Here is a 24,808-nt window from a genome sequence, read left to right as displayed (position 1 = left end):
TGGTCCCATGTCGACGCTGCACTTCACCAAAGGCCACGGTACGGGTAACGATTTTGTCCTGTACTCCGACCCCGATGGCGAGCGTGAACTCACCCCCGCGCAGATCGCAGCCATCTGCGACCGTCATTTCGGCGTAGGGGCTGACGGCGTCATCCGTGCCGTCCGGTCCGAGAGTATTGACGCCGGGGCCGCAGCGTTGGCAGAAGATCCCGACGCCGAATGGTTCATGGACTACCGCAATGCCGACGGTTCGATCGCAGAGATGTGCGGCAACGGCATCCGCGTCTATGCGAAGTACCTCGTCGAGCAGGGTCTCGCCACGATCGAGCCGGGCAGCACCATCGCTATCGGGACCCGTGCCGGGGTGCGAGACGTCCAGGCGTCGAACAACGGTTTCCAGGTCGACCTCGGCCGGTGGCGCCTCGACGGCAACGAGCCCCTCGTGCGCGCGAAAAACCTCAAGGTCGCTCGCCCTGGTCTCGGAATCGACGTCGGCAACCCGCATGTCGTGGTCGCTCTCGCCGACGACAGCGAACTCGATCAGGCCGACCTCAGCTACATTCCGCACCTCGAGCCGGAGCAGCTCGCCGGCGCAAACGTCGAGTTCGTGGTCCCGGCCGAACCTCTCGTGACCGACGGGGTGGCCCGCATCCGCATGCGCGTGCACGAGCGGGGCAGCGGCGAGACTCTCTCGTGCGGCACAGGCGTCGCCGCGGCTGCACTGGCCACGCGCCACTGGGCCGGTCAGGCGGCTCCGAACCACTGGCGCGTCGACGTTCCCGGAGGCACCCTCGGGGTGCGTATGTTCCCGACGCAGGACGGCGAACACGTCTCGCTGTCAGGCCCCGCCGAACTCGTCTACTCGGGGTCGCTCGAGATCAACTGAGCGCCCGAGCGGCGGGCGCGCAGCACGCGATAACCCTTGCCGGTGGCGGTGCGCGTCACGTGGAAGTCGTCCGGCAGCGTGTCCGAGAGCCAGCGGTGCAGGCTGTCGGAACCGAGGTTGCGCTGAACGACGAGCCAGGCATCCGACGATGGTTCGAGCCGCGGCAGCCATTTCTCGAGCATGCCGTGCAATTCGTTCTTGCCGACCCGGATGGGCGGGTTCGACCAGATCGTTCGAAACTGCACGTCGTCAGGAACATCTGAGGGCAGAACCGCGTTGATGTTAGTAACACCGGCCCTCTCGGCATTCCGACGCACCAGATCGAGAGCGCGCTCGTTGACGTCGACGGCCCAGACCCGCGCATGCGGGCTCGACAACGCCAGGGTCAGAGAAATCGGCCCCCACCCACATCCGAGATCGAGAAAGTCGCCACCCGGCGGCGGCTCGGGAGTGTTGCCCAGCAGAACCTGGGTTCCCTGATCGAGACGATCGGGACTGAATATGCCTGACGCCGTGACCAGATCGAGGTCCCGCCCCGCGAGCTTCACCGACAACGGTCGGAGTTTCAACTCGCTCTCCGGAACCCCGGTGAAGTAGTGATCGCTAGACATACAGGCAACCTACAAGAGGAAGAGGAAGTAAGGTTAACCGGATGAATGAACCCCGCACGCTCCCCGAAGACGAGGCGCGCAACGATGACGTCGTAGCGCGGGTCCTCAACAGTGCCGCCAGCACGTCGGCGGGCTTCACGCTCTTCGGCGCGAACCGTGCGGCAGCTCTCCAAGATGACGCCACGGCTCGATACTCCGACCCGAATGGCGACAATCACGACGGCGACCAATTCGACCGCTCCGACCGGCAGGCGCTTCGCCGTGTCGCTGGCCTGTCGACCGAGCTCGAAGACGTCACCGAGGTCGAATACCGACAGCTGCGACTCGAGAACGTCGTCCTCATCGGTGTCTACTCCCAGGGCACGCTGAGCGACGCCGAGAACTCCATGCGCGAGCTCGCCGCGCTGGCCGAGACGGCGGGCGCGCTCGTCCTCGACGGCCTGCTGCAGCGACGCCCGCACCCCGATCCGAGCACCTACCTCGGCAGCGGCAAGGCGGAAGAACTGCGCGGCATCGTGCAGGCGCTCGGCGCCGACACCGTCATCGCCGACACCGAGCTCGCCCCGAGCCAGCGGCGCGCACTCGAAGACGTGGTGAAGGTCAAAGTCATCGACCGCACGGCCGTGATCCTCGACATCTTCAGCCAGCACGCCAAGAGCCGCGAGGGCAAGGCGCAAGTCGAACTCGCGCAGCTCGAATACCTCCTCCCGCGTCTGCGCGGTTGGGGTGACTCGATGAGCCGCCAGGCCGGTGGCCAGGTCGGTGGCGCGGGTGCCGGTATGGGCTCGCGTGGTCCCGGTGAGACGAAGATCGAACTCGATCGTCGCCGCATCCACACCCGCATGTCGAAGCTGCGCAAGCAGATCATCGCCATGAAGCCGGCTCGCGAGGCGAAGCGTGCCAATCGTCGCCGCAACGCGGTGCCGTCGGTCGCCATCGCCGGCTACACCAACGCCGGCAAGTCGAGCCTGCTCAACCGCATCACGCGGGCCGGTGTGCTCGTCGAGAACGCTCTGTTCGCCACCTTGGATTCCACCGTGCGCCGCGCCGAGACCGAAGACGGCCGCTTGTACACGCTGGCCGACACCGTCGGTTTCGTGCGCAACCTGCCGCATCAGCTGGTCGAGGCGTTCCGCTCCACTCTCGAAGAGGTCGCGGATTCGGATGTCATCGTCCACGTCGTCGATGCGTCGCATCCCGACCCGGGTAGCCAGATCGCCACGGTTCGGGATGTCATCGGTGAAGTCGGGGCCCGTGACATCACCGAGCTCATCGTCTTCAACAAGAGCGACCTGATCTCGGACGACGACAGGCTCGTTCTGCGCGGCATGGAACCGAATGCGATCTTCGCCTCCGCTCGCACCGGTGAGGGCATCGAAGAGATCCTCTCGCGCATCTCCGACCTGCTGCCGCGGCCGGCCGTAGACCTCGAGGTCGTGCTGCCTTACGACCGCGGCGAGCTCGTCGCGGCGTTGCATGAACGCGGCCAGGTACTCGACACGCGCTACGAGGAAGAGGGCACGCGAGTGCACGCGCACGTGTCAGAAGAGCTCGCAGCTCAGCTGGGCGAGTTCGTCGTCGCGCGACAGCAGACGGCCACGCCGTAGAGGCAATACCCCATGCACCGCGAAAGCCCCCTCGAACCGTCGAGGGGGCTTTCGCGTATCTGAGCGCGGTGAGGACTAGACCGCCCGCAAAACGGCGACGATCTTGCCGAGCACGTCTGCCTGGTCGCCCAGGATCGGCTCGAAGTTGGAGTTGCGGGGGAGCAGCCACGTATGACCGTCGCGCTGGCGGAAGACCTTGACGGTCGCCTCGCCATCGAGCATGGCGGCAACGATGTCGCCGTTCTCGGCCGTCTGCTGCTGGCGTACGACCACCCAGTCGCCATCGCAAATTGCGGCGTCGATCATGGACTCGCCCTGCACCTTCAGCATGAACAGATCGCCCTTGCCGACGAGCTGACGGGGAAGCGGGAAGACCTCTTCGACCTGCTGGTCGGCCGTGATGGGCACGCCGGCCGCGATGCGACCGACGAGGGGCACCATGGCCGCATCGCCGACGGGGGTCGCGTTCTCGAAATCGACCGACGGTGACGAGGTGGGCAGGTCGATGAGGATCTCGAGGGCGCGCGGGCGGTTGGGGTCGCGGCGCAGGTAGCCACTGAGCTCGAGCTGATTGAGCTGGTGGGTGACGCTCGACAGGGAGGCCAGCCCGACGGCGTCGCCGATCTCGCGCATGCTCGGCGGATAACCCCGCTGGCTGACAGATCTTTGGATGACCTCGAGAATGGCGATCTGCTTCTCGCTGAGGCTCTTGCGGCGGCGCGTTCCGCCCTTCTCGCCGGGGTCGGCACTCGGCTTGTTGAGGGTCATCTCGCTCCTGTCGCACCAATGTCAGTGGTCCCTGGTTGAGTAACAACCATCAGTCGAAACTGTATCCACATCAGGGCGGCTGAACAAACATCTGTTCGAGTGTGTCGCCGAATTCGAAACCCAAAAGTTCGAATCAAAGGTTGAATGTTCGAAAATTCGAAGATATATTCGGAACAGAGATTCGTTCCCGGCCCTCCCGGCCGAGGGTCGGGAACGCTCTCGTAACGGACACGACCCCGTGACCCCAGGAGGACATCATGTACACCGCAACCGCTCAGCGCCCCACGGCCTTCGGCATCTCCGAATTCGGCGCCCAGGTTTCGCCGCGCGTCGCACCGACTGCGCCGCGGCTCAAGATCACCCGCCGCGGACGCCTCGTGCTCAGTGCGTTGGTTGCCGCGCCCCTGGTGATCGGTGCCGTCGTCGTCGGTGTGAACGCGGGGGGTGCCGTCGCGAACTCGTCGACCGGCCACACGGCGTTCGACTACGAAACCATCGCCTCGGGCGAGACCCTGTGGCACCTCGCCGAGTCGGTCGCCCCTACTGCCGACCCGCGCGACGTGATCGCCGACATCATGCGTTTGAACGGGCTCGAGACGGCGAGTGTCGTCCCCGGCCAGCGCATCGCCATCCCCACTCAGTACAGCTAGACGCAGGCCGGCCGAGTGCGGCATTCCCGGACGCGGTAGCAGAGGGTGGCGTCACCTAAAATAGGCAAGTGACTTCTCTCGACGATCTCCCCGTCCGCGACGATCTGCGCGGCAAGACCCCCTATGGCGCGCCCCAGCTCGCGGTGCCTGTAGCCCTCAACGTCAATGAGAACACGCATCCGATTCCCGAGGGTGTGGCCACCGATATCGTCGCCTCGCTCGCTGCCGCGGTCCTGGGCGTCAACCGCTACCCCGATCGCGAATTCACCGAGCTGCGCACCTCGCTGGCCGATTACCTGGGCTATGACCTGTCGCCCGACAATCTCTGGGCAGCCAACGGGTCCAACGAAGTGCTGCAGCACATCCTGCAGGCCTTCGGCGGACCCGGCCGTTCGCTCCTGGGCTACGTTCCCACGTACTCCATGTACTCGATTCTCGCCTCGGGAACGGGCACACGATGGATCGCCGCCGAGCGAGACGAGCGCTACGAGCTCACTCCCCAGACCGCGGTCGCCGCTATCGAGCGCGAACAGCCCGACATCGTCTTCCTCTGCTCTCCCAACAACCCGACGGGCACGCCACTGTCGCTCGAGACGATCGAGGCCGTCTACGCGGCGAGCACGGGCATCGTCGTCGTCGACGAGGCATACGCCGAGTTTTCGACCACGGGGGAGGAGAGCGCACTCTCCCTTCTTCCCGGCCGCCCGCGGCTCCTCATCTCCCGCACCATGAGCAAGGCGTTCGCCTTCGCCGGCGTCCGCGTCGGGTACCTCGCCGCCGATCCCGCGGTCATCGACGCCCTCCGCCTGGTTCGCCTGCCCTACCACCTGTCGGCCCTCACTCAGGCGGCCGCGGTTGCCGCTCTCCGCCACAGTGGTGAGATGCTGCGCATGGTGGACGAGATTATCGGCCAGCGCGACCGCATCGTCGACGGGCTGCGCGAGCTCGGTTACGACCCGTATCGCACGGGCAGCAACTTCGTGCTCTTCGGGGGCGTCGACGACCCGCAGGCCACCTTCCGCGCGCTGCTCGAGCGGGGTGTGCTGATCAGGGATGTCGGCATCCCCAATTCTCTGCGCGTGTCGGCCGGCACCACGGCCGAGACGACTGCCTTCCTCGACGCCATGGCCGCACTAAACTCGAACGCATGAGCGACACACACCGCACCGCCCGCATCAGCCGCACCACCAGCGAGTCCTCGATCGAGCTGCACCTCGACCTCGACGGCACGGGCGCGTCGACGATCAACACGAGCGTGCCGTTCTACGACCACATGCTGACGGCCTTTGCCAAGCACTCGCTCACCGACCTCACGGTCACGGCAACGGGTGACACCCACATCGACGTGCACCACACGGTCGAAGACATCGGCATCGCGCTCGGTCTCGCCATCCGCGAGGCGCTGGGCGACAAGGCGGGCATCTCGCGCTTCGGCGACGCCCTCGTGCCGCTCGACGAGGCTCTCGTGCAGGCCGTGGTCGACATCTCTGGCCGCCCGTATCTCGTGCACACGGGGGAGCTCGCCGGCTTCGAGATGCACCTGATCGGCGGTCACTTCACGGGTTCCATGGTGCGCCACGTGTTCGAGGCCATCACGTTCAACGCGGGCCTCACCGTGCACGTCACGGTTCTCGGCGGCCGCGATCCGCACCACATCGCCGAGGCCGAGTTCAAGGCCTTCGCGCGTGCCTTCCGCGAGGCCAAGGCCCTCGACCCGCTCGTTTCCGGCATCCCCTCCACCAAGGGTGTTCTGTGAGCGCCGACAAGCCGCGTGTCGTCGTCCTCGACTACGGCTCCGGCAACGTGCACTCGGCGGTCAAGGCTCTCGAACGAGCCGGGGCGGATGTCGAGCTGACGGGCAATCGTCAGCGCGCGCTCGAGGCCGACGGTCTCCTCGTCCCGGGCGTCGGTGCGTTCGCCGCCGTCATGGACTCCCTCGAGGCATCCCGCGGCGGTGAGGTCATCGACCGTCGCCTCGCGGGCGGCCGTCCGGTGCTCGGCATCTGCGTCGGCATGCAGGTCATGTTCGACCGCGGTCTGGAGCACGGCGTCGACCGTGAGGGCCTCGGCGAATGGCCGGGTGATGTCGCCAAGCTCGACGCGCCCGTGCTGCCGCACATGGGATGGAACACGGTCGAGGCGCCCAGCCACTCCCGTCTGTTCGCCGGTCTCGAAGACGAGCGTTTCTACTTCGTCCACTCCTACGCCGTGCGCGACTGGAGCCTCGAGGTGCAGCCGCCGTTCCCCGAGCCCGCCGTCACGTGGGCAAACCACGGCGAGCGGTTCGTCGCGGCGGTCGAGAACGGCCCGTTGAGCGCCACGCAGTTCCACCCCGAGAAGTCGGGGGAGGCCGGCATCCGCCTGCTGCGCAATTGGATCGACGGGCTGAAAGACAACTAATATCAGGTGCTTGTGCGCGAGACGCCGCGCCGACACTATCGAGCAAGGGAAACAATGAGCGAGTTCAACGAGACGCCCGATCTGGTGTTGCTTCCGGCTGTCGATGTCGCCGACGGCAAAGCGGTCCGTCTGACGCAGGGTGAAGCCGGTAGCGAGACCAACTACGGCGATCCCGTCGATGCGGCGGCCGACTGGGCTAATCAGGGCGCCGAGTGGATCCACCTCGTAGACCTCGACGCGGCCTTCGGGCGCGGCAACAACGCGGCCGTCATCCGCAAGGTCATCAAGCAGGTGCGCGGCGTCAACGTCGAGCTGTCGGGCGGCATTCGGGATGACGCATCCCTCGAAGCTGCACTGGCCACGGGTGCCAAGCGCATCAACCTGGGCACGGCCGCCCTCGAGAACCCCGAGTGGGCCGCCAACGTCATCGGCCAGTACGGCGAAGCGATCGCGGTGGGCCTCGACGTGCGCGGTACGACCCTCGCGGCTCGCGGTTGGACGCGCGACGGCGGCGACCTGTGGACCGTGCTCGAACGGCTGGAAGACGCAGGTTGCGCCCGTTACGTGCTGACCGACGTCACAAAGGACGGCACCCTTCAGGGCCCCAACGTCGAATTGCTCACGCAGGTCATGGAGCGCACGAACCGCCCGGTCATCGCATCGGGCGGCATCTCCAGCCTCGACGACATCCAGGCCCTGCGCGATCTCGTGCCGCTCGGCCTCGAAGGCGCCATCGTCGGCAAGGCACTCTACGCCGGCGCGTTCACGCTGGCAGAGGCGCTGGATGTCGCAACCGACTGATCCTCACGACGCCCACGCGGCCTCGCATCACCACGGCGCGGCCGGTACGTCCTCGAACCATCTCGCCGATTCTGCGGGTCAGCCCTGGAAGGGCCGCAGCTTCCAGTCCAACGATCACTCGTCCGACGACGGCTCGGCCCCCGAGCATCTCGCCGAGGCGCTCCGCCGTTATCGCGCGCGCGAGGTCACCGAGGTCGAGGTCGTCGATGCGTTCCGCTCATCGCGCCTGCTGATCCCGCTCGTCGCCCACGCGGGCGAGGAAGGCGAGACCGAAACCGGTCTGAAGGTCGACAAGACGCAGGAGCTCTCGATCGTCACGGTCCAGGGCCCCGACGGCCGCACGGTCATGCCGGTGTTCTCGTCGGTCTTCGCGATGTCCCGCTGGAACCCCACGTCGCGCCCCGTGCCGGCCGACGGCGTTCGCGTGGCGTTGGCCGCCGCGAGCGAGCACACCGATCTGGTCGTCCTCGACCCGGTCAGCGACACCGAGTTCGCGATCCGTCGCCCGGCCGTCTGGGCGATCGCGCAATCCCTCGAGTGGATGCCGAGCTTCACCGACCCCGACGTGCTCGAGTCGTTCCGGCGCAGCGTCGCATCCGAGCTCGCCGTCACTGACGTGCATCTGCGCGCGGGCGACCCCGACGCGCGGCTCGCGGGCCCGGAGGTCGTCGTCACGCTCGAGCTCCTGGCCGGCCTCACACGCCCCGAGCTCGACGCCGTGCTTGCGCGTCTCGCCCAGCGCTGGGCAGCCGACGACGTCATCGCCACACGCGTCGACTCGCTCGCCGTCAAGCTCTCGTCCACCCCGCTCGACGAGCACTGACGCGCAAAGCTCTCGAATGCTCGACCCGACCTGAGGCTACAACCGCGCTGGTCGATGAGCGTCGGCCGCTGACGACCCATGGGCACGGGCACCCGGCGGACGCAGACGGCCGGATGCCCGGGCGTGGACCGGCGTCCGCTCCTGCCGCGGGTCTGAACTAGTTGACGGGCCCGGTGTACTTCTCGCCCGGCCCCTGCCCGATGGCGTCCGGAATCGCGGACGCCTCGCGGAACGCGAGCTGCAACGACCGCAGGCCGTCGCGCAGGCTGCGCGCGTGCATGTCGCTGATCTCTGGTGCTCCGGCGGTGATGAGTCCGGCGAGGGCGTTGATCAGTTTGCGCGCCTCGTCGAGGTCGGTCTGGGTGTCGGGGTCGTCGGCGAGGCCGACTTTGACGGCCGCGGCGCTCATGAGGTGGACGGCCGTGGTGGTGATGACCTCGACGGCACCCACGTCGGCGATGTCGCGGACGGCCTGGTTGCTCGCGTCTTCGTAGCTCTGGCCTTCGTAGCTCTGGCCCTGGTAGCTCTGGCCCTGGTCGACGTTGCCGTCGTTGCTGTTCTCCACACTCATCCTCTGCTAGACTTCTGTCGGCTCCGAAGTTCATCTTCGGTACGAAAGAGGAAATTTTCCCACCCGCGCTTGACCGCTTTACTAGGTTACCGGGTTGTAACGCTCCGCCGAGGCCGATGCAGAAGAACGAATCGTGAGGTTCGATCATCCGCTCGGGCACGGTAGTCAGGGTGTGGCTCGATGGGTAAACGATGATCGGCAGAGGTGTCGCATCATCCGATCGCCCTTCGATGCGGTTCAACTTCTCTCTCGCCTGAATCAGATACGTGTCTGGCTCAGTAGCCTTTCGTTTTTCATCAGAGGAGTTACGCATCAGCGATCCCCGTACAAATGACCGCATCCGAGTTCCCGAGGTTCGTCTCGTGGGTCCCGGCGGCGAGCAGGTCGGCGTTGTCAAGATCGAGGTCGCCCTTCGGCTGGCTCAAGAAGCTGACCTCGACCTGGTTGAAGTTGCCCCCAATTCCAAGCCCCCCGTGGCGAAGATCATGGACTACGGCAAGTTCAAGTACGAGGCTGCGCAGAAGGCCAAAGAGGCCCGGCGCAACCAGGCCAACACGATCCTCAAAGAGGTTCGTTTCCGCCTCAAGATCGACACCCACGATTACGAAACGAAGCGCAAGCGCGCCGAGGGTTTCCTGCAGGCCGGCGACAAGGTGAAGGCAATGATCCTTTTCCGTGGCCGCGAGCAGTCCCGACCCGACCAGGGTGTGCGCTTGCTTCAGAAGTTTGCCGAAGATGTTTCGGAGTTCGGCACCATCGAGTCGACCCCCACCATCGACGGACGCAACATGGTCATGGTTATTGGCCCGTTGAAGAACAAGTCGGAAGCGAAGGCTGAAGCCAACGCACAACGAGCTGCCACCAAGGCAGCGAAGCAGGAGGAAAACAATGCCTAAGCAGAAGACGCACTCGGGTGCGAAGAAGCGTTTCAAGCTCACCGGTAGCGGCAAGATCAAGAAGCAGCAGTCGGGCATGCGCCACAACCTCGAGCTCAAGTCGAGCCGTCGCACGCGCCGCCTGAACCAGGATCAGATCGTTTCCAAGGCTGACCACAAGAACATCAAGAAGCTTCTCGGCCACTAGACGCCACGCGTCCAGAACCGAACACCCCGTTAGGAAGATAGAGAAATGGCAAGAGTAAAGAGGGCCGTCAACGCCCACAAGAAGCGTCGCGTCATCCTGGAGCGCGCCTCGGGTTACCGCGGACAGCGTTCGCGTCTGTACCGCAAGGCCAAAGAGCAGGTCACGCACTCCCTGGTCTACTCGTACCGCGACCGTCGCGCCAAGAAGGGTGACTTCCGTCGCCTGTGGATCCAGAGAATCAACGCTGCGTCGCGTCAGAACGGCCTCACCTACAACCGCCTCATCCAGGGTCTCGGCCTCGCCGGCATCCAGGTCGACCGCCGCATCCTGGCCGAGCTCGCCGTGAACGAGCCCGCCACGTTCGCCGCGCTGGTCGAGAGCGCCAAGCAGGCCCTTCCCGCCGACACGTCGGCCCCGAAGACCGCCGCCTAGGCATTTCTTCTGCAGAGAGGGACGCGCCCGAAAGGGTTGCGTCCCTCTCGTCGTTAACGGCGCGCTCGGGTGTGCCGCGATGCTTATCGGCGTGCCGGTCGACCGCCCAGGCGCCCGCATCCCGCTGATGTGCGCCCGACGCGCGCCGCCGGCGACAGGCCGCTCCCGCGCCCGCTTGCGCCCCCTCGGTAGACTCGACACGTGCTGGATAATCCGAGATCTCCCCGTGTCCGTTCCGTCGCGAAGCTGGCCAAGCGTGCGGCCCGGCAAGAGACGGGTCTCTTCCTGCTCGAGGGCCCGCAGGCGGTCGCCGAGGCCCTGACCTTCCGCCCGCAGCTGCTCGTCGAGCTCTACGCCACGCCCACGGCGCTCGAGCGCTACACCGACGTCGCCCAGACAGCTGTCGATGCGGGCGTCGACGTCGAGTTCGTCACGGAAGACGTTCTCGATCAGATGGCCGACACCGTCACTCCTCAGGGCTTCATCGCCGTGGCCCACCAATTCCCCACCTCGATCAAGGACATCTTCGCGGGCGACCCGAAACTCGTCGTCATCCTCGAAGAGGTGCGCGACCCGGGCAACCTGGGCACCATCATCCGGGCAGCGGATGCGGCGGGCGCCGACGCCGTGATCCTCACCGGGCGCACGGTCGACCTGTACAACCCGAAGGTCGTGCGTTCCACCACCGGTTCGCTCTTCCACCTGCCCATCGCGGTGGGCGCCGAGCTCGAACCCGCACTCGTGCGCGCGCACGCCGCCGGCCTCAAGACCATCGCGGCCGACGTCAAGGGCGAGAGCCTGCTCGAGGTGCGCGCCGACGGTGACCTCTCGGGCCCCACCGCTTGGGTGTTCGGCAACGAGGCGCACGGCCTCGAAGACGACCAGCTGACCCTCGTCGACCGGGTCGCCTCGGTGCCCATCTACGGGGCCGCCGAGTCGATGAACCTGGCCACCGCCGCGAGCGTCTGCCTCTATGAGAGCGCCTTCGCCCAGCGCGCCTGACCGGCCGGGTTTCGGCCGCGCTCACACGACGCGCCGGCAACTTAAACGCGACGCACCGACGACGCACCGATGGCCGAGAAGTTTTGTCACAGCATCCATGGGGGAGCAGGGCGGCCGCGACCGCGGAATCGTGCGGGTCACCCCTGTTTCAGGGCCCCCTGCTTGGGTCACGAATAGGTAACGACCAGATTCTGACACGCGCCTGAAACACGCTGTCATCTAGCGTGGCCTCATGGCTCCCACAGATGAGACGAACCCGAGCGCCTCCACCGGATCGACGCCGATCAGCCGCTACGAAACGACGAGCAATCCGATCGTGGCCGGCCGCGGTGAACCGCTGGTGGTCGTGGAGAACGTCGAAAAGCATTACGGCGACTTCCACGCGCTGAAGAACATCAACCTGACCGTGAACAAGGGCGAGGTCGTCGTGGTCATCGGCCCGTCCGGGTCGGGCAAGTCCACGCTCTGCCGCACGATCAACCGCCTCGAGACCATCTCCTCGGGCGAGATCCGCATCGATGGCACCAAGCTCCCCTCCGAGGGCAAGAAGCTCGCAGCGTTGCGGGCGGATGTCGGCATGGTGTTCCAATCGTTCAACCTCTTCGCGCACAAGACCATCCTCGAGAACGTGACGCTCGGCCCCATGAAGGTGCGTCGGCAGAAGAAGGCGGATGCCGAGAAGGCCGCCAAGGTCCTGCTCGAGCGTGTCGGCATCGAGCAGCAGTCGGCGAAGCTCCCCGCGCAGCTCTCGGGTGGACAGCAGCAGCGCGTCGCCATCGCCCGCGCCCTCGCCATGAAGCCCAAGGTCATGCTCTTCGACGAGCCCACCTCGGCGCTCGACCCCGAGATGATCACCGAGGTGCTCGACGTCATGACGCAGCTGGCGGCCGAGGGCATGACCATGATCGTCGTCACGCACGAGATGGGCTTCGCCCGCAAAGCCGCCGACCGCGTGGTCTTCATGGCCGACGGCGAGATCGTCGAAGACACCACCCCCGAAGAGTTCTTCGACCATCCGAAGAGCACGCGGGCCAAGGACTTCCTCTCCAAACTTCTGACGCACTGATCACCGGTGCACTCCGAGAGGCGACGCTCCGTCGCCGTCCTCCCTTGAAAGGAACAGCAATGCGCAAGAAGCTCACTCTCCTCACGGCTGGGTTCGCCACCGCGGCCCTGGCACTCACCGGATGCGGCGGGTCCACCGCCATCTCGACCGCACCCGCCGGCTCGGGCGACACCGAGACCGAGAGCTCCCTCTTCGAGGTGGCGTCCGACGTCACGCTCGAGGGCAGCCCCACCTTCGACAAGATGAAAGAGGCCGACAAGGTCGTCATCGGCGTGAAGGAAGACCAGCCGGGTCTCGGCTTCCTCGACGCCGGCACGGGCGAGCGCAGCGGCTTCGACATCGAAATCGCGCGCTGGGTCGCAGCATCCCTCGGCTTCTCGGCCGACAAGATCGACTACAAGGCCATCCCTTCGGCCAACCGCGAATCGGCTATCGTCAACGGCGACGTCGACTACTACGTCGGCACCTACTCGATCACCGACAAGCGCAAAGACCAGGTCGGCTTCGCCGGACCCTACTTCGTGACCGGCCAGGGACTCCTCGTCGAGGCCGACAACTCGGACATCAAGAGCGAAGACGACCTCGCGGGCAAGACCGTGTGCTCCGCGACCGGTTCCACGCCGATCCAGAACATCAAGGACAACTTCCCCGACACGAAGACCACCGAGTTCGACACGTACTCGCAGTGCGTCGACGCGCTGAAGGACGGACAGGTCGACGCCGTCACGACCGACCAGGCCATCCTCATCGGCTATGCCGCTCAGGACCCTGACGCCCTCAAGGTCGTCGGTGAGCCCTTCTCCACCGAGAAGTACGGCGTCGGAATCGCCAAGGACGACACCGCCCTGCGCGAGTTCATCAACACCATGTTCACCGACGGTGGCGAGACCTGGACCAAGATCTACGACGCCACGCTCGGCGAGAGTGGCACGAAGGTCGACCAGCCCGAGGTCGAGGCGTACTAAGCAGCATCCGCGACCCCCGGTCGTAGCGTGTCGGGGCCGGTCAGCCGGCCCCGACACCACCCCACCGCCCGCACGCTCGTGTGCGGCCAGAACGGAAGGAGAGTGTCACACCCGTGGACACCCTCTTCAACAACCTCGACATCTTCGTCGACGGTTTCCGGATGACATTCGTCCTCTTCTTCTTCTCGGCGATCTTCGCGCTCATCCTGGGCACCATCGTCGGTGCCCTGCGCGTCTCGCCCGTGACGCCGATGCGAGCCGTCGGCACCGTATACGTCAACCTGGTGCGCAACACCCCGCTGACGCTGCTCATGTTCTTCTTCGCGTTCGGCTACCCCAAGCTGGGGCTGCCGGACGTCGGCTACACCACGCTCGCCATCATCGCGCTGAGCCTCTACACCGCCACCTACGTGGCCGAGACGTTGCGCTCGGGCATCAACACCGTGCCCGTCGGTCAGGCCGAGGCGGCGCGTGCGATCGGCCTGCCGTTCGGGCAGACCATGTCCCTCGTCATCCTTCCGCAGGCATTCCGGGCAACGGTGCCCCCCATGATGAGCGTCTTCATCGCCCTGCTGAAGAACACGACCATCGCCGCCGGCTTCTCGGTCGCCGAGGCCGGGACCATCCGCCAGGTGCTCTCCGAGCGCGGCGAACCCCAACTGACGGTGCTGCTCTGGGTGGCCCTGATCTTCATCCTCGCCGTGGGCGTCTTGTCCCTCCTGCAGCGCTATCTCGAGAACAAGTGGAGGGTCGCGCGATGAGTTCCGTCCTGTACGACACCCCCGGCCCCCGCGCCATCCGCCGCAACCGCATCCTCGGAGTGGTCACGGTGCTCGTGGTCGCCGCCGTGCTCGCTTTCGTCGTCTACCGCCTCTTCGAGACGGGCCAGTTCGAGCCCAAGAAGTGGGAACTGTTCACGCTGCCGCTCGTGCACCAGAACATGTTCAACGCCCTGCTCAACACGTTGCAGGCGTTCGCCTATGCGGCCGTGCTGTCGCTCATCCTGGGCCTCGTGCTGTCGCTCGGGCGCATGTCGGTGCACAAATGGGTCAAGTACCCCGCCACGGCGTTCATCGAGCTGTTCCGCGCAGTGCCGCTCCTCATCCTGATGTTCATCCTCTACTACGGCCTGCCGCCGCTCGGGGTCGAGGGCATCACACCCTTCATCGCCGTCGTCACGGGCCTGACGCTCTACAACGGCTCGGTTCTGGCCGAGGTGTTCCGTGCGGGCGTCGAAGGTCTGCCGGTCGGGCAGGCCGAGTCCGGCTATGCAATCGGTCTGCGCAAGAGCCAGGTGATGCGCATCATCCTGTTGCCCCAGGCCGTGCGCAACATGCTGCCCGTGATCATCTCGCAGCTCGTCGTGGTGTTGAAGGACACGGCGCTCGGGTTCCTCATCACCTACCAGGAGCTGCTGTTCCTCGCGAAGTTCTACGGCTCGCAGGGTCAGTATGGTTCGCCCATCATCCCATCGGCTATCGTCTTCGGCACGATCTACATCCTGCTGTGCCTCGCGCTCGCCGGTGTGGCGAAGCTCGTCGAGCTGCGTCTGCGCTCGAAGGTGGGCGTGGCGACCAAGGCGGCCGGGCAGGAGATCGACGCCGGCGTCTAAGATGGTGAACCGTGTCAGACACCACTCCCATCTCCGAAGAATCCGTCCAGGCCGCGGTTGACAAGGCGCTCGCGGCCATCGCCGGCGCGGCCGACTCCGAGCAGCTGAAAGCCGTCAAACAGGCCCACACCGCCGAGGCGTCACCACTGGCCGCCCTGAACGCGCAGCTGCGTCAGGTCGCTCCCGAGAACAAGGCCGCGTTCGGCAAGCTCGTGGGCGGCGCCCGCGGGCGCGTGAACCAGGCGTTCCAGGCTCGCGAGGCCGAGATCGTCGCCGAAGAGGCCGAGCGCCAGTTGGCGGCAGAGACGGTCGACGTCACGGCCCTTCCGTCGCGCCGGGCCGTTGGCGCGCGTCATCCGCTCTCTGTTCTGCAGGAAGACGTCGCCGACGTCTTCGTCGGAATGGGGTGGGAGATCGCCGAGGGGCCCGAACTCGAGAACGAGTGGTTCAACTTCGATGCGCTGAACTTCGACGCCGACCACCCGGCCCGCGCCATGCAGGACACGTTCTTCGTCGACCCCGTCGAGCGGCACCTCGTGCTGCGCACGCACACGTCGCCCGTTCAGGTGCGGTCGATGCTCGAGCGCGAGCTGCCCGTCTACATCCTCGCTCCCGGCCGCGTGTACCGCACCGACGAGCTGGATGCCACGCACACCCCCGTCTTCACGCAGTTCGAGGGTCTGGCGGTCGACAAGGGCCTGACCATGGCGCACCTGCGCGGAACGCTCGAACACGTGGCGAAGATCATGTTCGGGCCGGAGGCGAAGATCCGTCTGCGCCCCGCATTCTTCCCCTTCACCGAGCCGAGCGCCGAGCTCGACCTCTGGCATCCGACCTTCGTCGGGGGCGCGCGCTGGATCGAGTGGGGCGGCTGCGGCATGGTCAACCCCAACGTCCTGCGCGCCGCGGGCATCGATCCCGATGTCTACTCCGGCTTCGCGTTCGGCATGGGCATCGAACGCACACTCATGTTCCGGAACGACGTCAGCGACATGCGAGACATGATCGAGGGCGACATCCGGTTCTCACAGCACTTCGGAATGGTGGTTTAGGACGATGCGGGTTCCGCTCAGCTGGTTGGCCGAATACGTCGACCTGACACCCGGCACGACGCCGGAAGACGTGCACGAGGCGCTCGTGCGCGTCGGGCTCGAAGAAGAAGAGATTCACACGTTCGACCTGACCGGGCCCATCGTGGTCGGCCAGGTTCTCGATTTCGTCGAGGAGCCGCAGAAGAACGGCAAGACCATCCGCTGGTGCCAGGTGCGTGTCGCGCCCGGCGACGGCGAGGACGCCGTGCGCGGAATCGTGTGCGGTGCCGGCAACTTCTTCCCCGGGGACAAGGTCGTCGTGACCCTGCCCGGCGCCGTGCTGCCCGGTCCCTTCCCGATCGCCGCGCGCAAGACCTACGGGCACGTGTCCGACGGCATGATCGCCTCCTCGCGCGAACTCGGCTTGGGCGATGACCACGATGGCATCCTGCGCCTCACGACCTTGGGACTCGACCCCGAGGTCGGCACCGACGCCATCGAGCTGCTGGGGCTCGACGACCAGGCCGTCGAGATCAACGTGACGCCCGACCGTGGCTACGCGTTCTCCATTCGCGGGGTGGCGCGCGAATACTCGCACGCGACCGGCGCGGCATTCCGCGACCCCGCGCTCGCCGTCTCCGACCCGCTCGCCGGTGCGCTCGACGGTTTCTCCGTCTCGATCGACGACCAGGCGCCCATCCGTGGTCGCGCGGGCTCGTCGGTGTTCGTCACGCGCGTCGTGCGCGGTGTCGACGCCACGCGGCCGACCCCGCCCTGGATGGTCGCGCGCCTCAAGCTCGCCGGCATCCGCTCGATCTCGCTGCTCGTCGACATCACCAACTACGTCATGCTCGAGCTCGGACAGCCCATCCACGGCTACGACTTCGACGCGCTGCAGGGCGGCATCGTGGTGCGCCGTGCCAGAGCCGGCGAGACGATCGTCACCCTCGACGACGCCACGCGCGCGCTGCACGGCGAAGACCTGCTCATCACGGATGGTTCGGGGCCGATCGGTCTTGCCGGCGTGATGGGTGGAGCCGCCACCGAGATGAGCGCCGAGACGACCAACGTGCTCATCGAGGCCGCTAACTTCGACCCCGTGTCGATCGCACGCACGGCCCGCCGGCACAAGCTACCGAGCGAGGCGTCGAAGCGCTACGAGCGCGGTGTCGACCCACAGATCGCCGTTGCGGCTGCCGCCCGCGTCGCCCAGCTCATGGTCGACCTCGCCGGGGGAGTGGCCGACACGACGGGTTCGGTGTTCAGCGACATCCCCGACCGCCAGCCCATCGAGTTGCCGTCCGGCTACGTCGCGGGTCTCGTCGGTTTCCCGATCAGTGCGGACGACGAGAAGGTGGCGCTCGCCGAGATCGGTGCGACGGTCGAAGACGGTGCGGATGCCGCATCCCCCGTGCTGCTCGTCACGCCGCCCAGCTGGCGCCCCGACATCACCGACAAGTCCGATCTGGCCGAAGAGGTCGCGCGCATCATCGGGTACGACCACATCCCGGCCGTGCTGCCCGTCGCGCCTCCCGGCCGGGGGCTCACGGTGTCGCAGAAGGTGCGTCGGCGTGTGGCCAACGCCCTGGCAGCCGACGGTTTCACCGAGGTGCTCGCCTACCCGTTCGTTTCGTCCGCTCAGAACGACTTGTTCGGTGCGCCAGACGAAGCAGAGGTTGCGGGCATCAAGCTCGCCAACCCGCTCGACGGCACCGTACCGTTCCTGCGCACCTCGCTTCTGCCCGGTGTACTCGAGATTGCCCGCCGCAACCTGTCGCGCGGTTTCACCGACCTGGCGTTGTATGAGCTGGGCTCGGTGTTCCGCCCCGAGTCGGGTGTCGACTACGGGCTCGTCGACCTGCCCGGCATCGAGGGCCGACCCGATGCCGAGACGCTCGCCGCGCTCGAGGCGTCGATCCCGCGTCAGCCCCGGCATGCCGCCCTGCTGGCGCTCGGCAACCTCATCCCCAAGCAGCCGGGGCAACCCGCCGTGGCCGCCGGAATCGCCGACGTGCTCGACGCCGCACGCGTTGTGGCCGCCGCATCCGGGGTCCACCTGACGGTGCGTCAGGGCGTGCACAAGGCGTTCCACCCGGGCCGCACGGCCGAGCTCTTCGTGGGGGAGCAGTCCGTCGGTTTCGCGGGCGAACTGCTGCCGCAGATCGCCGCCGAACTGCACCTGCCGCGCGTCGTCGCGCTCGCCGAACTCGACCTGGATGTGCTGACCGTCGCCGGATCGGGCGTCATCGAGGCCGAGCCCGTGCGCGCCATGCCCGCCGCCACGCAGGACCTGTCCCTGCTCGTCGACGCCTCGGTGCCCGCGGGCGATGTGCTCGAGGTAGTCCGTGCCGGTGCGGGGGAGCTGCTCGAAGACATCCAGCTCGTCGACGACTACCGCGGCCCCGGTGTGGCCGAGGGCGCCAAGAGCGTGACGTTCGCGTTGCGGTTCCGCGCCGCCGATCGCACGCTCACGGCTGCCGAGGCTTCCGAAGCGAAGCTGGCGGGTGCCGAGCGTGCCAGGGAGGCCTACGGCGCGACCGTGCGCGAGTAGCACTGGCGGGTGTCGCGCCTGCGGTGTCGACTGAATTGTGAACGGGCCGTCTCCCTCGTGGGGGCGGCCCGTTTGCGTGCACGAAAACGGATTCTCGCGCACCGATCGTGCACGAAGCGTGGATTGAACGCCGCAGTGATGCGGCCGATGCAACGGATACCGCGTCCGCGCGGTCGCCCGGCTGGAAATGGCCGCCCCAACCCCTGTAAGGTAATCCCATGGTTTTCGTTCGGCGCACCGACCTGCTTCAGGTCACCACGGCACAGGGTTCCGCCCGTGCGCGCCGACGCCGCTCGAGCGACCGAGTCTAGGCGACGCTCACCCGACCCTGCCGTTCTTCCGAACGAAAGCGTCAGAGGGCGTCGCCGATAAGGCACAGACCCCCGTCGCTTCTCGTCAATAAGGTAGAACCATGGCTTTCTCTGTAGCCGTAGCCGGTGCATCCGGTTACGCGGGCGGTGAGTTGCTGCGTTTGCTCGCGGCCCACCCCGAATTCCGCATCGACACCGTCACCGCGCACTCGAATGCGGGCCAGCCGCTCGTCCAGGTGCAACCACATCTGCGCTCGCTCGCGCATCTCACGCTCGTCGACACCACGCCCGAGACGCTCGCGGGCCACGACATCGTCTTCCTGGCGCTGCCCCACGGCAAGTCGGGCGAGTTGACGGCCGAACTCGACCCGTCGACGCTCGTGGTCGACTGCGGGGCCGACCACCGGCTGACCTCCGAAGAGGACTGGGCCGCCTTCTACGGCGGCGACTACTTCGGCGCCTGGGCCTACGGGGTTCCCGAGCTCATCGTCGGAGCAGGCAAGCAGCGCGACCATCTAGCGGGTGTCACGCGCATCGCCGCCCCGGGGTGCAACGCCTCGACCGTCGCCCTCTCACTCGCGCCCGGCATCGCTGCGGGTGTCATCGAGGCCACCGACATCGTCTCAGTGCTCGCTGTCGGGCCCTCCGGCGCAGGCAAGGCGCTCAAGACCAATCTGTTGGCGGCCGAGATCCTGGGCTCGGCCAACCCGTATGCGGTCGGCGGCACCCACCGGCACATCCCCGAGATCGCGCAGTCGCTGCGTGGCGCGGGGGCCGACACGGTCTCGCTGTCCTTCACGCCCGTCCTCGTACCCATGTCCCGAGGAATCCTCGCAACCTCGACTGCCCGCATCGTTCCCGGCACATCGGCAGAAGCCGTTCGGGCCGCCTGGCAGCAGGCCTATGGCGACGAGACCTTCGTGCATCTGCTTCCCGAGGGCGACTTCCCCCGCACGGCCGATGTCCTGGGCGCGAACACGGCGCTCATCGGCCTCGCAATCGACGAGAGCGCCGGCCGCGTCATCGTGGTCGCGGCCGTCGACAACCTCGTCAAGGGCACCGCGGGTGCCGCCATCCAGTCGGCGAACATCGCCGTCGGCCTGCCGGAGTCCACCGGCCTGAGCGTGAACGGAGTTGCACCGTGAGTGTGACAGCAGCCAACGGTTTCCTCGCAGCGGGCGTCGCCTGCGGCCTCAAGAACTCGGGCGGCCTCGACCTCGCGCTCGTGCAGAACGTCGGGCCCATCGCATCCGCCGCCACGGTCTTCACGAGCAACCGCTGCCAAGCCAACCCCGTGCTGTGGAGCAAACAGGTCATGAGCGACGGTCAGGTTCGAGCGATCGTGCTCAACTCCGGCGGTGCCAACTGCTACACGGGCAGCCAGGGCTTCCAGACCACGCACGCCACGGCTGAGGCGGTCGCCGACGCCCTCGAGGTCTCGGCGGGCGACGTGCTCGTGTGCTCGACAGGCCTCATCGGCGAACAACTCGATCTGGCCAAGCTGCGCGCGGGTGTCGCCGACGCCTCTGCGGCGCTCGGGGCCGATGCGGATGCCGCAGCCTCCGACGCTTCGGCGCTCGCCGCCGCGCAAGCGATCATGACGACCGACACGACGCCCAAGCAGTCGACGTTCACGTCGCAGGACGGTTGGACCATCGGTGGTATGGCGAAGGGCGCGGGCATGTTGGCCCCGGGTCTCGCGACCATGCTCGTCGTCATCACGACCGATGCCTCTTTGAGCCCCGCCGAGCTCGATGCGGCTCTGCGTCGCGCCACGGCGGTCACCTTCGACCGCCTCGACTCCGACGGCTGCATGTCGACCAACGACACCGTCTCGCTCCTCGCCTCCGGCGCGAGCGGGGTCACGCCCGGCGCCGACGATTTCGCGGCCGCTCTCACGGCTGTCTGCCAAGACCTCACGTTGCAGCTGCAGGCCGACGCCGAAGGTGCCGACCACGACGTGGCCATCGAGGTCGTCAACGCGGCCAGCGAATCCGATGCCGTCGAGGTGGCACGCGCCGTCAGCCGCAGCAACCTGTTCAAGGCGGCGATCTTCGGCAAGGATCCGAACTGGGGCCGGGTGCTCGCCGCCGTCGGCACCACCCAGGCTGCGTTCGACCCGTACAACATCGACGTCTCGTTCAACGGCGTGCAGGTGTGCACGGCGGGTGAGCCCGATCAGCCGCGCGAGCTGGTCGATCTCACGCCTCGGGACGTCCACATCCTGATCGATCTGCACGCCGGCGACACGCGCGCGACCGTCTGGACCAACGACCTCACGCACGACTACGTGCACGAGAACAGCGCGTACTCGAGCTGATGACCATGACCGATCACATCTCCGACGAGATTCCCGACAACTCGCCCGCAGAGGCGCTGTCCAAGGCCAATGTGCTGATCGAGGCGCTGCCGTGGCTCAAACGCTTCCACGGTGAGATCGTCGTCATCAAGTTCGGTGGCAACGCCATGGTCTCCGAAGAGCTCAGCCGCGCCTTCGCCGAGGACATCGTCTTCCTCCGTTTGGCTGGCGTCCTGCCCGTCGTCGTGCACGGCGGCGGCCCCCAGATCTCGGCGCGGCTGACCGAGCTCGGCATCGACAGCGAATTCCGCGGCGGGTACCGGGTCACCACGCCCGAAGCCATGACCGTCGTGCGCGATGTGCTGCGCGGCCAGATCAACGCCTCCATCGTGGCGGGCATCGAGGCGCACGGCCAGAAGGCTCTGGGCCTGGGCGGCGACGACGCGTCCCTGTTCGGTGGTCGCAAACGCGGCGTCGTCATCGACGGCCAGCCCGTCGACCTCGGCCAGGTCGGCGACGTCGTCTCGGTCGACACGGCTGCGGTCATCAACGCGCTCTCGATCGGCACGGTGCCGGTCATCTCGTCGATCGCCCCCGACCTCGACAGCCCCGGTGACCTTCTCAACGTCAATGCGGATGCCGCAGCCGCCGCCCTCGCGGCCGCCCTCGGTGCCGCCAAGCTCGTCATCCTGACCGATGTCGCCGGTCTCTACAGCGACTGGCCCAACCGTGAGTCGCTCGTCTCGAGCATCACGACGAGCGACCTGCGAGCCCTGCTCCCGACGCTCGAATCCGGCATGATCCCGAAGATGTCGGCGTGCCTCGAAGCGGTCGACGCGGGTGTGCAGAAAGCCGCCATCATCGACGGGCGCATCGCCCACTCCATCCTGCTCGAGGTCTTCACCAGCGAAGGCATCGGCACCGAAGTCGTTCCCGAGGAGGAATCATGAACACCTGGCGCGACGATGTCGAGCGCGACATGATGCGCACCTTCGGGCCCCCGGCCGCGTTCCTCGTGAAGGGCGAGGGGTGCTCGGTGTGGGACTCCGAGGGCAACCGCTATCTCGACTTCCTGGCGGGCATCGCCGTCAATTCGCTCGGCCATGCCCACCCCGTGCTGATTGAGGCCGCTGCGCGCCAGGCCGCCACGCTCGTGCACGTGTCGAACTTGTTCTCCACGCCGCCGCAGCTCGAACTCGCGGCGCGCCTGAAGCGTCTCGCGGGCACGGGCGAAGCCGGCCGCGCATACTTCTGCAACTCTGGTGCCGAGGCGAACGAGGCCGCATTCAAGCTCGCGCGCCTCAACCAGGCGGGCGGCAAGCGCACCCGCGTGCTGACCCTCGAGAATTCGTTCCACGGCCGCACGATGGGCGCGCTCGCGCTCACGGGCAAACCCGCCATGCGCGCACCGTTCGAACCGCTGCCGGGCGGCGTCGAATACCTCGAGACCACCATCCAGGCGCTTGAAGACAACATCGACGACACCGTGCAGGCTCTCTTGCTCGAGCCGATCAAGGGCGAGTCGGGCGTCATCGACCTGCCCGAGGGATACCTGAAGCGGGCGCGAGAATTGACCGAGCAGCACGGCGTCCTGCTGATCATCGACGAGATCCAGACGGGAGCTGGCCGCACCGGCACCTGGTTCGCGTTCCAGCAGGCCGACATCGTGCCCGACGCCATCACGGTGGCCAAGGGCATCGGCGGCGGCATCCCGATCGGAGCCATCGTCACGTTCGGCTGGGCGAGCGACCTGTTCTCGCAGGGCCAGCACGGCAGCACGTTCGGCGGCAACCCGTTCGCCACGGCCATCGCCAACGCCGTACTCGGTGAAATCGAGAGCGCCGACCTTGTGGGCAATGCCGAGCGTCGCGGGGCCGAATTGCGCGACCTCATCCGCTCGTTCGAGTCGCCGCTCATCGAAGAGGTCCGCGGCCGCGGTCTGCTCGTCGGCATCGGGCTGTCGCAGCCCATCGCGCCGGCTCTGCAACAGGCCGCGCTCGCCCACGGGCTCATCATCAACGCGCCCAACCCCACGAGCATCCGCCTCGCGCCGCCGCTCATCGTGGGCGACGCAGAGCTGGCCGAGTTCCGCGAGAAGTTCGGTCGGGCACTACGCGAGGTCTCGGATGCTGCGGCCTCGGTCGATGCGCCCGCACACGCGCCTCACGGCGGCGTAGCGACGTCCGCAGGGAATTCTGCACCTTCATCCGCGCCGGCGCCCGAAGCAGAGCCCGAGCCCGCACTCACCCCGGCTCTTCCGCCTGCGATCGCCGAGCCCGAGGCATCCGCCGATTCTGCAGCCGGCGTCCCCGCTCCCGGCGAACCGACAGCGCCCCGCGCAGCCGGCGTCCCCGGCGCCGCGACCGCCCCGACAGCTTCCGTCTAAACCCTAAGGAACGACATGACCCGCCATTTCCTGCGTGACGACGACATCACGCCCGCCGAACAGGCCGAAATCCTCACCCTGGCCCACGAACTGAAGCGTGACCGCTTCCAGGCGAAGCCGCTGGCCGGCCCGCAGACCGTCGCGGTCATCTTCGACAAATCGTCCACACGCACGCGCGTCTCCTTCGCCGTCGGCATCGCGGACCTCGGGGGAGTGCCGCTCATCATCTCGACCGCCAACTCGCAGCTAGGCGGCAAAGAGACCGCATCCGACACCGCGCGCGTGCTCGAGCGCCAGGTCGCCGCGATCGTGTGGCGCACGTACGCGCAGTCCGGGCTCGAAGAGATGGCCGCGGGCACCACGGTCCCCGTCGTCAACGCGCTGTCCGACGACTTCCACCCCTGCCAGCTGCTCGCCGACCTCCTCACCATCCAAGAGCACCGCGGCGAACTCGCGGGTCTCACGATGACGTTCATCGGCGACGGCCGCAGCAACATGGCACAGTCCTACCTGCTGGCCGGGGCGACGGCGGGGGCACACATCCGCATCGCCGCCCCCGACGAGTACAGCCCCGAGGCCGATGTCGTCGCGGATGCCGAGCGCATCGCCCAGCAGACGGGTGGCAGCATCCTCGTCACCACCGATGTCACCGCAGCCGCGAGCGACGCCGACGTCATCGTCACCGACACCTGGGTATCGATGGGCAAGGAAGACGAGAAGGCGGCCCGGGTCGAAACCTTCGGCGGCTACCGTGTCGACGACGCGCTCATGGCGCGGGCGAAGAGCGACGCCCTGTTCCTGCACTGTCTTCCGGCCGACCGCGGCTACGAGGTCACCGCATCGGTGATCGACGGGCCGCAGTCGATCATCTGGGACGAGGCCGAGAACCGTCTGCACGCGCAGAAGGCCCTGCTCGTCTGGCTCCTGCGCCAAGCCGCGTAGGCCACCACACA

Annotated in this window: 25 protein-coding genes and 1 pseudogene; 23 read left to right on the top strand and 3 right to left on the bottom strand. The window is 67.1% G+C overall.

What is annotated here, in order from left to right; translation table 11 throughout:
- Nucleotides 1-7: 7 nt before the first annotated feature.
- A complete protein-coding gene (gene dapF / locus ACZ6IE_RS09150) occupies nucleotides 8-886 on the top strand; it encodes a diaminopimelate epimerase (RefSeq protein ID WP_464607683.1) in 879 nt (292 codons plus the stop codon).
- Here the strand turns inward: dapF and ACZ6IE_RS09145 are convergent.
- A complete protein-coding gene (locus ACZ6IE_RS09145; protein ID WP_464607682.1) occupies nucleotides 859-1,497 on the bottom strand; it encodes a class I SAM-dependent methyltransferase in 639 nt (212 codons plus the stop codon). The genes dapF and ACZ6IE_RS09145 overlap by 28 nt on opposite strands.
- 41 nt (nucleotides 1,498-1,538) lie before the next feature.
- On the opposite strand from ACZ6IE_RS09145, the gene hflX reads away from it, so the two are divergent.
- The gene (gene hflX / locus ACZ6IE_RS09140; RefSeq protein WP_464607681.1) at nucleotides 1,539-3,104 is read left to right on the top strand and encodes a GTPase HflX; all 1,566 of its coding nucleotides are present in this window, start codon (nucleotides 1,539-1,541) and stop codon (nucleotides 3,102-3,104) included.
- A 75-nt stretch (nucleotides 3,105-3,179) separates the two neighbouring features.
- Here hflX and lexA read toward each other — a convergent pair whose 3' ends face one another.
- Complete coding sequence (gene lexA, locus ACZ6IE_RS09135) at nucleotides 3,180-3,872, bottom strand: transcriptional repressor LexA (protein ID WP_077052847.1); 693 nt, start codon at nucleotides 3,870-3,872, stop codon at nucleotides 3,180-3,182.
- 257 nt (nucleotides 3,873-4,129) lie between these two features.
- Here lexA and ACZ6IE_RS09130 point away from each other — a divergent pair, with 257 nt between their 5' ends.
- From ACZ6IE_RS09130 to ACZ6IE_RS09105, 6 genes are all read left to right on the top strand, one after another.
- Entirely contained in the window at nucleotides 4,130-4,522 is a 393-nt protein-coding gene (locus ACZ6IE_RS09130; RefSeq protein WP_464607680.1) for a LysM peptidoglycan-binding domain-containing protein, read from the top strand.
- Nucleotides 4,523-4,590: 68 nt separating this feature from the next.
- Nucleotides 4,591-5,673 carry a histidinol-phosphate transaminase gene (locus ACZ6IE_RS09125; RefSeq protein ID WP_464607679.1) on the top strand — a complete coding sequence of 361 codons (1,083 nt, stop codon included), beginning with the start codon at nucleotides 4,591-4,593 and terminating at the stop codon, nucleotides 5,671-5,673.
- The gene (hisB, locus tag ACZ6IE_RS09120; protein WP_464607678.1) at nucleotides 5,670-6,278 is read left to right on the top strand and encodes an imidazoleglycerol-phosphate dehydratase HisB; all 609 of its coding nucleotides are present in this window, start codon (nucleotides 5,670-5,672) and stop codon (nucleotides 6,276-6,278) included. The genes ACZ6IE_RS09125 and hisB overlap by 4 nt, the downstream gene beginning before the upstream one ends.
- Nucleotides 6,275-6,922: an imidazole glycerol phosphate synthase subunit HisH gene (gene hisH / locus ACZ6IE_RS09115; protein ID WP_464607677.1), complete on the top strand. Its 648-nt coding sequence runs from the start codon at nucleotides 6,275-6,277 to the stop codon at nucleotides 6,920-6,922. Before hisB ends, hisH begins: the two co-directional genes overlap by 4 nt.
- 54 nt (nucleotides 6,923-6,976) lie before the next feature.
- Nucleotides 6,977-7,723 (top strand): bifunctional 1-(5-phosphoribosyl)-5-((5-phosphoribosylamino)methylideneamino)imidazole-4-carboxamide isomerase/phosphoribosylanthranilate isomerase PriA, encoded by a 747-nt coding sequence (priA, locus tag ACZ6IE_RS09110; protein ID WP_464607676.1) that lies wholly within the window; start codon nucleotides 6,977-6,979, stop codon nucleotides 7,721-7,723.
- Complete coding sequence (locus ACZ6IE_RS09105; protein ID WP_464607675.1) at nucleotides 7,707-8,546, top strand: SseB family protein; 840 nt, start codon at nucleotides 7,707-7,709, stop codon at nucleotides 8,544-8,546. The genes priA and ACZ6IE_RS09105 overlap by 17 nt, the downstream gene beginning before the upstream one ends.
- Before the next feature lie 157 nt (nucleotides 8,547-8,703).
- Here ACZ6IE_RS09105 and ACZ6IE_RS09100 read toward each other — a convergent pair whose 3' ends face one another.
- The gene (locus ACZ6IE_RS09100; protein ID WP_464607674.1) at nucleotides 8,704-9,117 is read right to left on the bottom strand and encodes a DUF1844 domain-containing protein; all 414 of its coding nucleotides are present in this window, start codon (nucleotides 9,115-9,117) and stop codon (nucleotides 8,704-8,706) included.
- A gap of 266 nt (nucleotides 9,118-9,383) precedes the next feature.
- On the opposite strand from ACZ6IE_RS09100, the gene infC reads away from it, so the two are divergent.
- The 15 genes and pseudogenes from infC to argF all read left to right on the top strand — a co-directional run bounded on the left by infC (nucleotide 9,384) and on the right by argF (nucleotide 24,797).
- Nucleotides 9,384-10,013 (top strand): translation initiation factor IF-3, encoded by a 630-nt coding sequence (gene infC, locus ACZ6IE_RS09095; RefSeq protein ID WP_464607673.1) that lies wholly within the window; start codon nucleotides 9,384-9,386, stop codon nucleotides 10,011-10,013.
- Nucleotides 10,006-10,200 (top strand): 50S ribosomal protein L35, encoded by a 195-nt coding sequence (rpmI, locus tag ACZ6IE_RS09090; protein ID WP_077052855.1) that lies wholly within the window; start codon nucleotides 10,006-10,008, stop codon nucleotides 10,198-10,200. The genes infC and rpmI overlap by 8 nt, the downstream gene beginning before the upstream one ends.
- A gap of 45 nt (nucleotides 10,201-10,245) precedes the next feature.
- Nucleotides 10,246-10,632, top strand: a complete 387-nt coding sequence (rplT, locus tag ACZ6IE_RS09085; RefSeq protein ID WP_077052856.1) for a 50S ribosomal protein L20 — start codon at nucleotides 10,246-10,248, stop codon at nucleotides 10,630-10,632.
- A gap of 201 nt (nucleotides 10,633-10,833) precedes the next feature.
- Nucleotides 10,834-11,634 (top strand): TrmH family RNA methyltransferase, encoded by an 801-nt coding sequence (locus ACZ6IE_RS09080; protein ID WP_464607672.1) that lies wholly within the window; start codon nucleotides 10,834-10,836, stop codon nucleotides 11,632-11,634.
- A gap of 232 nt (nucleotides 11,635-11,866) precedes the next feature.
- Nucleotides 11,867-12,700, top strand: coding sequence for an amino acid ABC transporter ATP-binding protein (locus ACZ6IE_RS09075; protein ID WP_079728439.1), 834 nt, complete (start codon nucleotides 11,867-11,869; stop codon nucleotides 12,698-12,700).
- Nucleotides 12,701-12,759: 59 nt separating this feature from the next.
- Nucleotides 12,760-13,665, top strand: a complete 906-nt coding sequence (locus tag ACZ6IE_RS09070; protein ID WP_464607671.1) for a glutamate ABC transporter substrate-binding protein — start codon at nucleotides 12,760-12,762, stop codon at nucleotides 13,663-13,665.
- 113 nt (nucleotides 13,666-13,778) lie between these two features.
- Entirely contained in the window at nucleotides 13,779-14,426 is a 648-nt protein-coding gene (locus tag ACZ6IE_RS09065) for an amino acid ABC transporter permease (protein WP_464607670.1), read from the top strand.
- Complete coding sequence (locus ACZ6IE_RS09060) at nucleotides 14,423-15,277, top strand: amino acid ABC transporter permease (protein ID WP_464607669.1); 855 nt, start codon at nucleotides 14,423-14,425, stop codon at nucleotides 15,275-15,277. Before ACZ6IE_RS09065 ends, ACZ6IE_RS09060 begins: the two co-directional genes overlap by 4 nt.
- Before the next feature lie 11 nt (nucleotides 15,278-15,288).
- On the top strand, nucleotides 15,289-16,329 hold the full coding sequence (pheS, locus tag ACZ6IE_RS09055; protein ID WP_464607668.1) for a phenylalanine--tRNA ligase subunit alpha: 1,041 nt from the start codon (nucleotides 15,289-15,291) through the stop codon (nucleotides 16,327-16,329).
- A gap of 4 nt (nucleotides 16,330-16,333) precedes the next feature.
- Entirely contained in the window at nucleotides 16,334-18,859 is a 2,526-nt protein-coding gene (gene pheT, locus ACZ6IE_RS09050) for a phenylalanine--tRNA ligase subunit beta (RefSeq protein ID WP_464607667.1), read from the top strand.
- A gap of 412 nt (nucleotides 18,860-19,271) precedes the next feature.
- On the top strand, nucleotides 19,272-20,315 hold the full coding sequence (gene argC / locus ACZ6IE_RS09045) for an N-acetyl-gamma-glutamyl-phosphate reductase (RefSeq protein WP_464607666.1): 1,044 nt from the start codon (nucleotides 19,272-19,274) through the stop codon (nucleotides 20,313-20,315).
- Nucleotides 20,312-21,490, top strand: a complete 1,179-nt coding sequence (gene argJ / locus ACZ6IE_RS09040) for a bifunctional glutamate N-acetyltransferase/amino-acid acetyltransferase ArgJ (protein ID WP_464607665.1) — start codon at nucleotides 20,312-20,314, stop codon at nucleotides 21,488-21,490. Before argC ends, argJ begins: the two co-directional genes overlap by 4 nt.
- Nucleotides 21,491-21,495: 5 nt before the next feature.
- Nucleotides 21,496-22,419 carry an acetylglutamate kinase gene (argB, locus tag ACZ6IE_RS09035; protein WP_464607664.1) on the top strand — a complete coding sequence of 308 codons (924 nt, stop codon included), beginning with the start codon at nucleotides 21,496-21,498 and terminating at the stop codon, nucleotides 22,417-22,419.
- Nucleotides 22,416-23,600: pseudogene (locus tag ACZ6IE_RS09030) on the top strand (acetylornithine transaminase); the annotation flags it as partial. The gene argB and the pseudogene ACZ6IE_RS09030, both read left to right, overlap by 4 nt.
- A 270-nt stretch (nucleotides 23,601-23,870) precedes the next feature.
- The gene (gene argF, locus ACZ6IE_RS09025; protein ID WP_464607663.1) at nucleotides 23,871-24,797 is read left to right on the top strand and encodes an ornithine carbamoyltransferase; all 927 of its coding nucleotides are present in this window, start codon (nucleotides 23,871-23,873) and stop codon (nucleotides 24,795-24,797) included.
- Nucleotides 24,798-24,808 lie beyond the last annotated feature (11 nt).

Source organism: Okibacterium sp. AC114, from assembly GCF_979253355.1.
The sequence above is the reverse complement of the archived record's forward strand: the minus strand, read 5'-3'. Positions and strand labels throughout refer to the sequence as shown.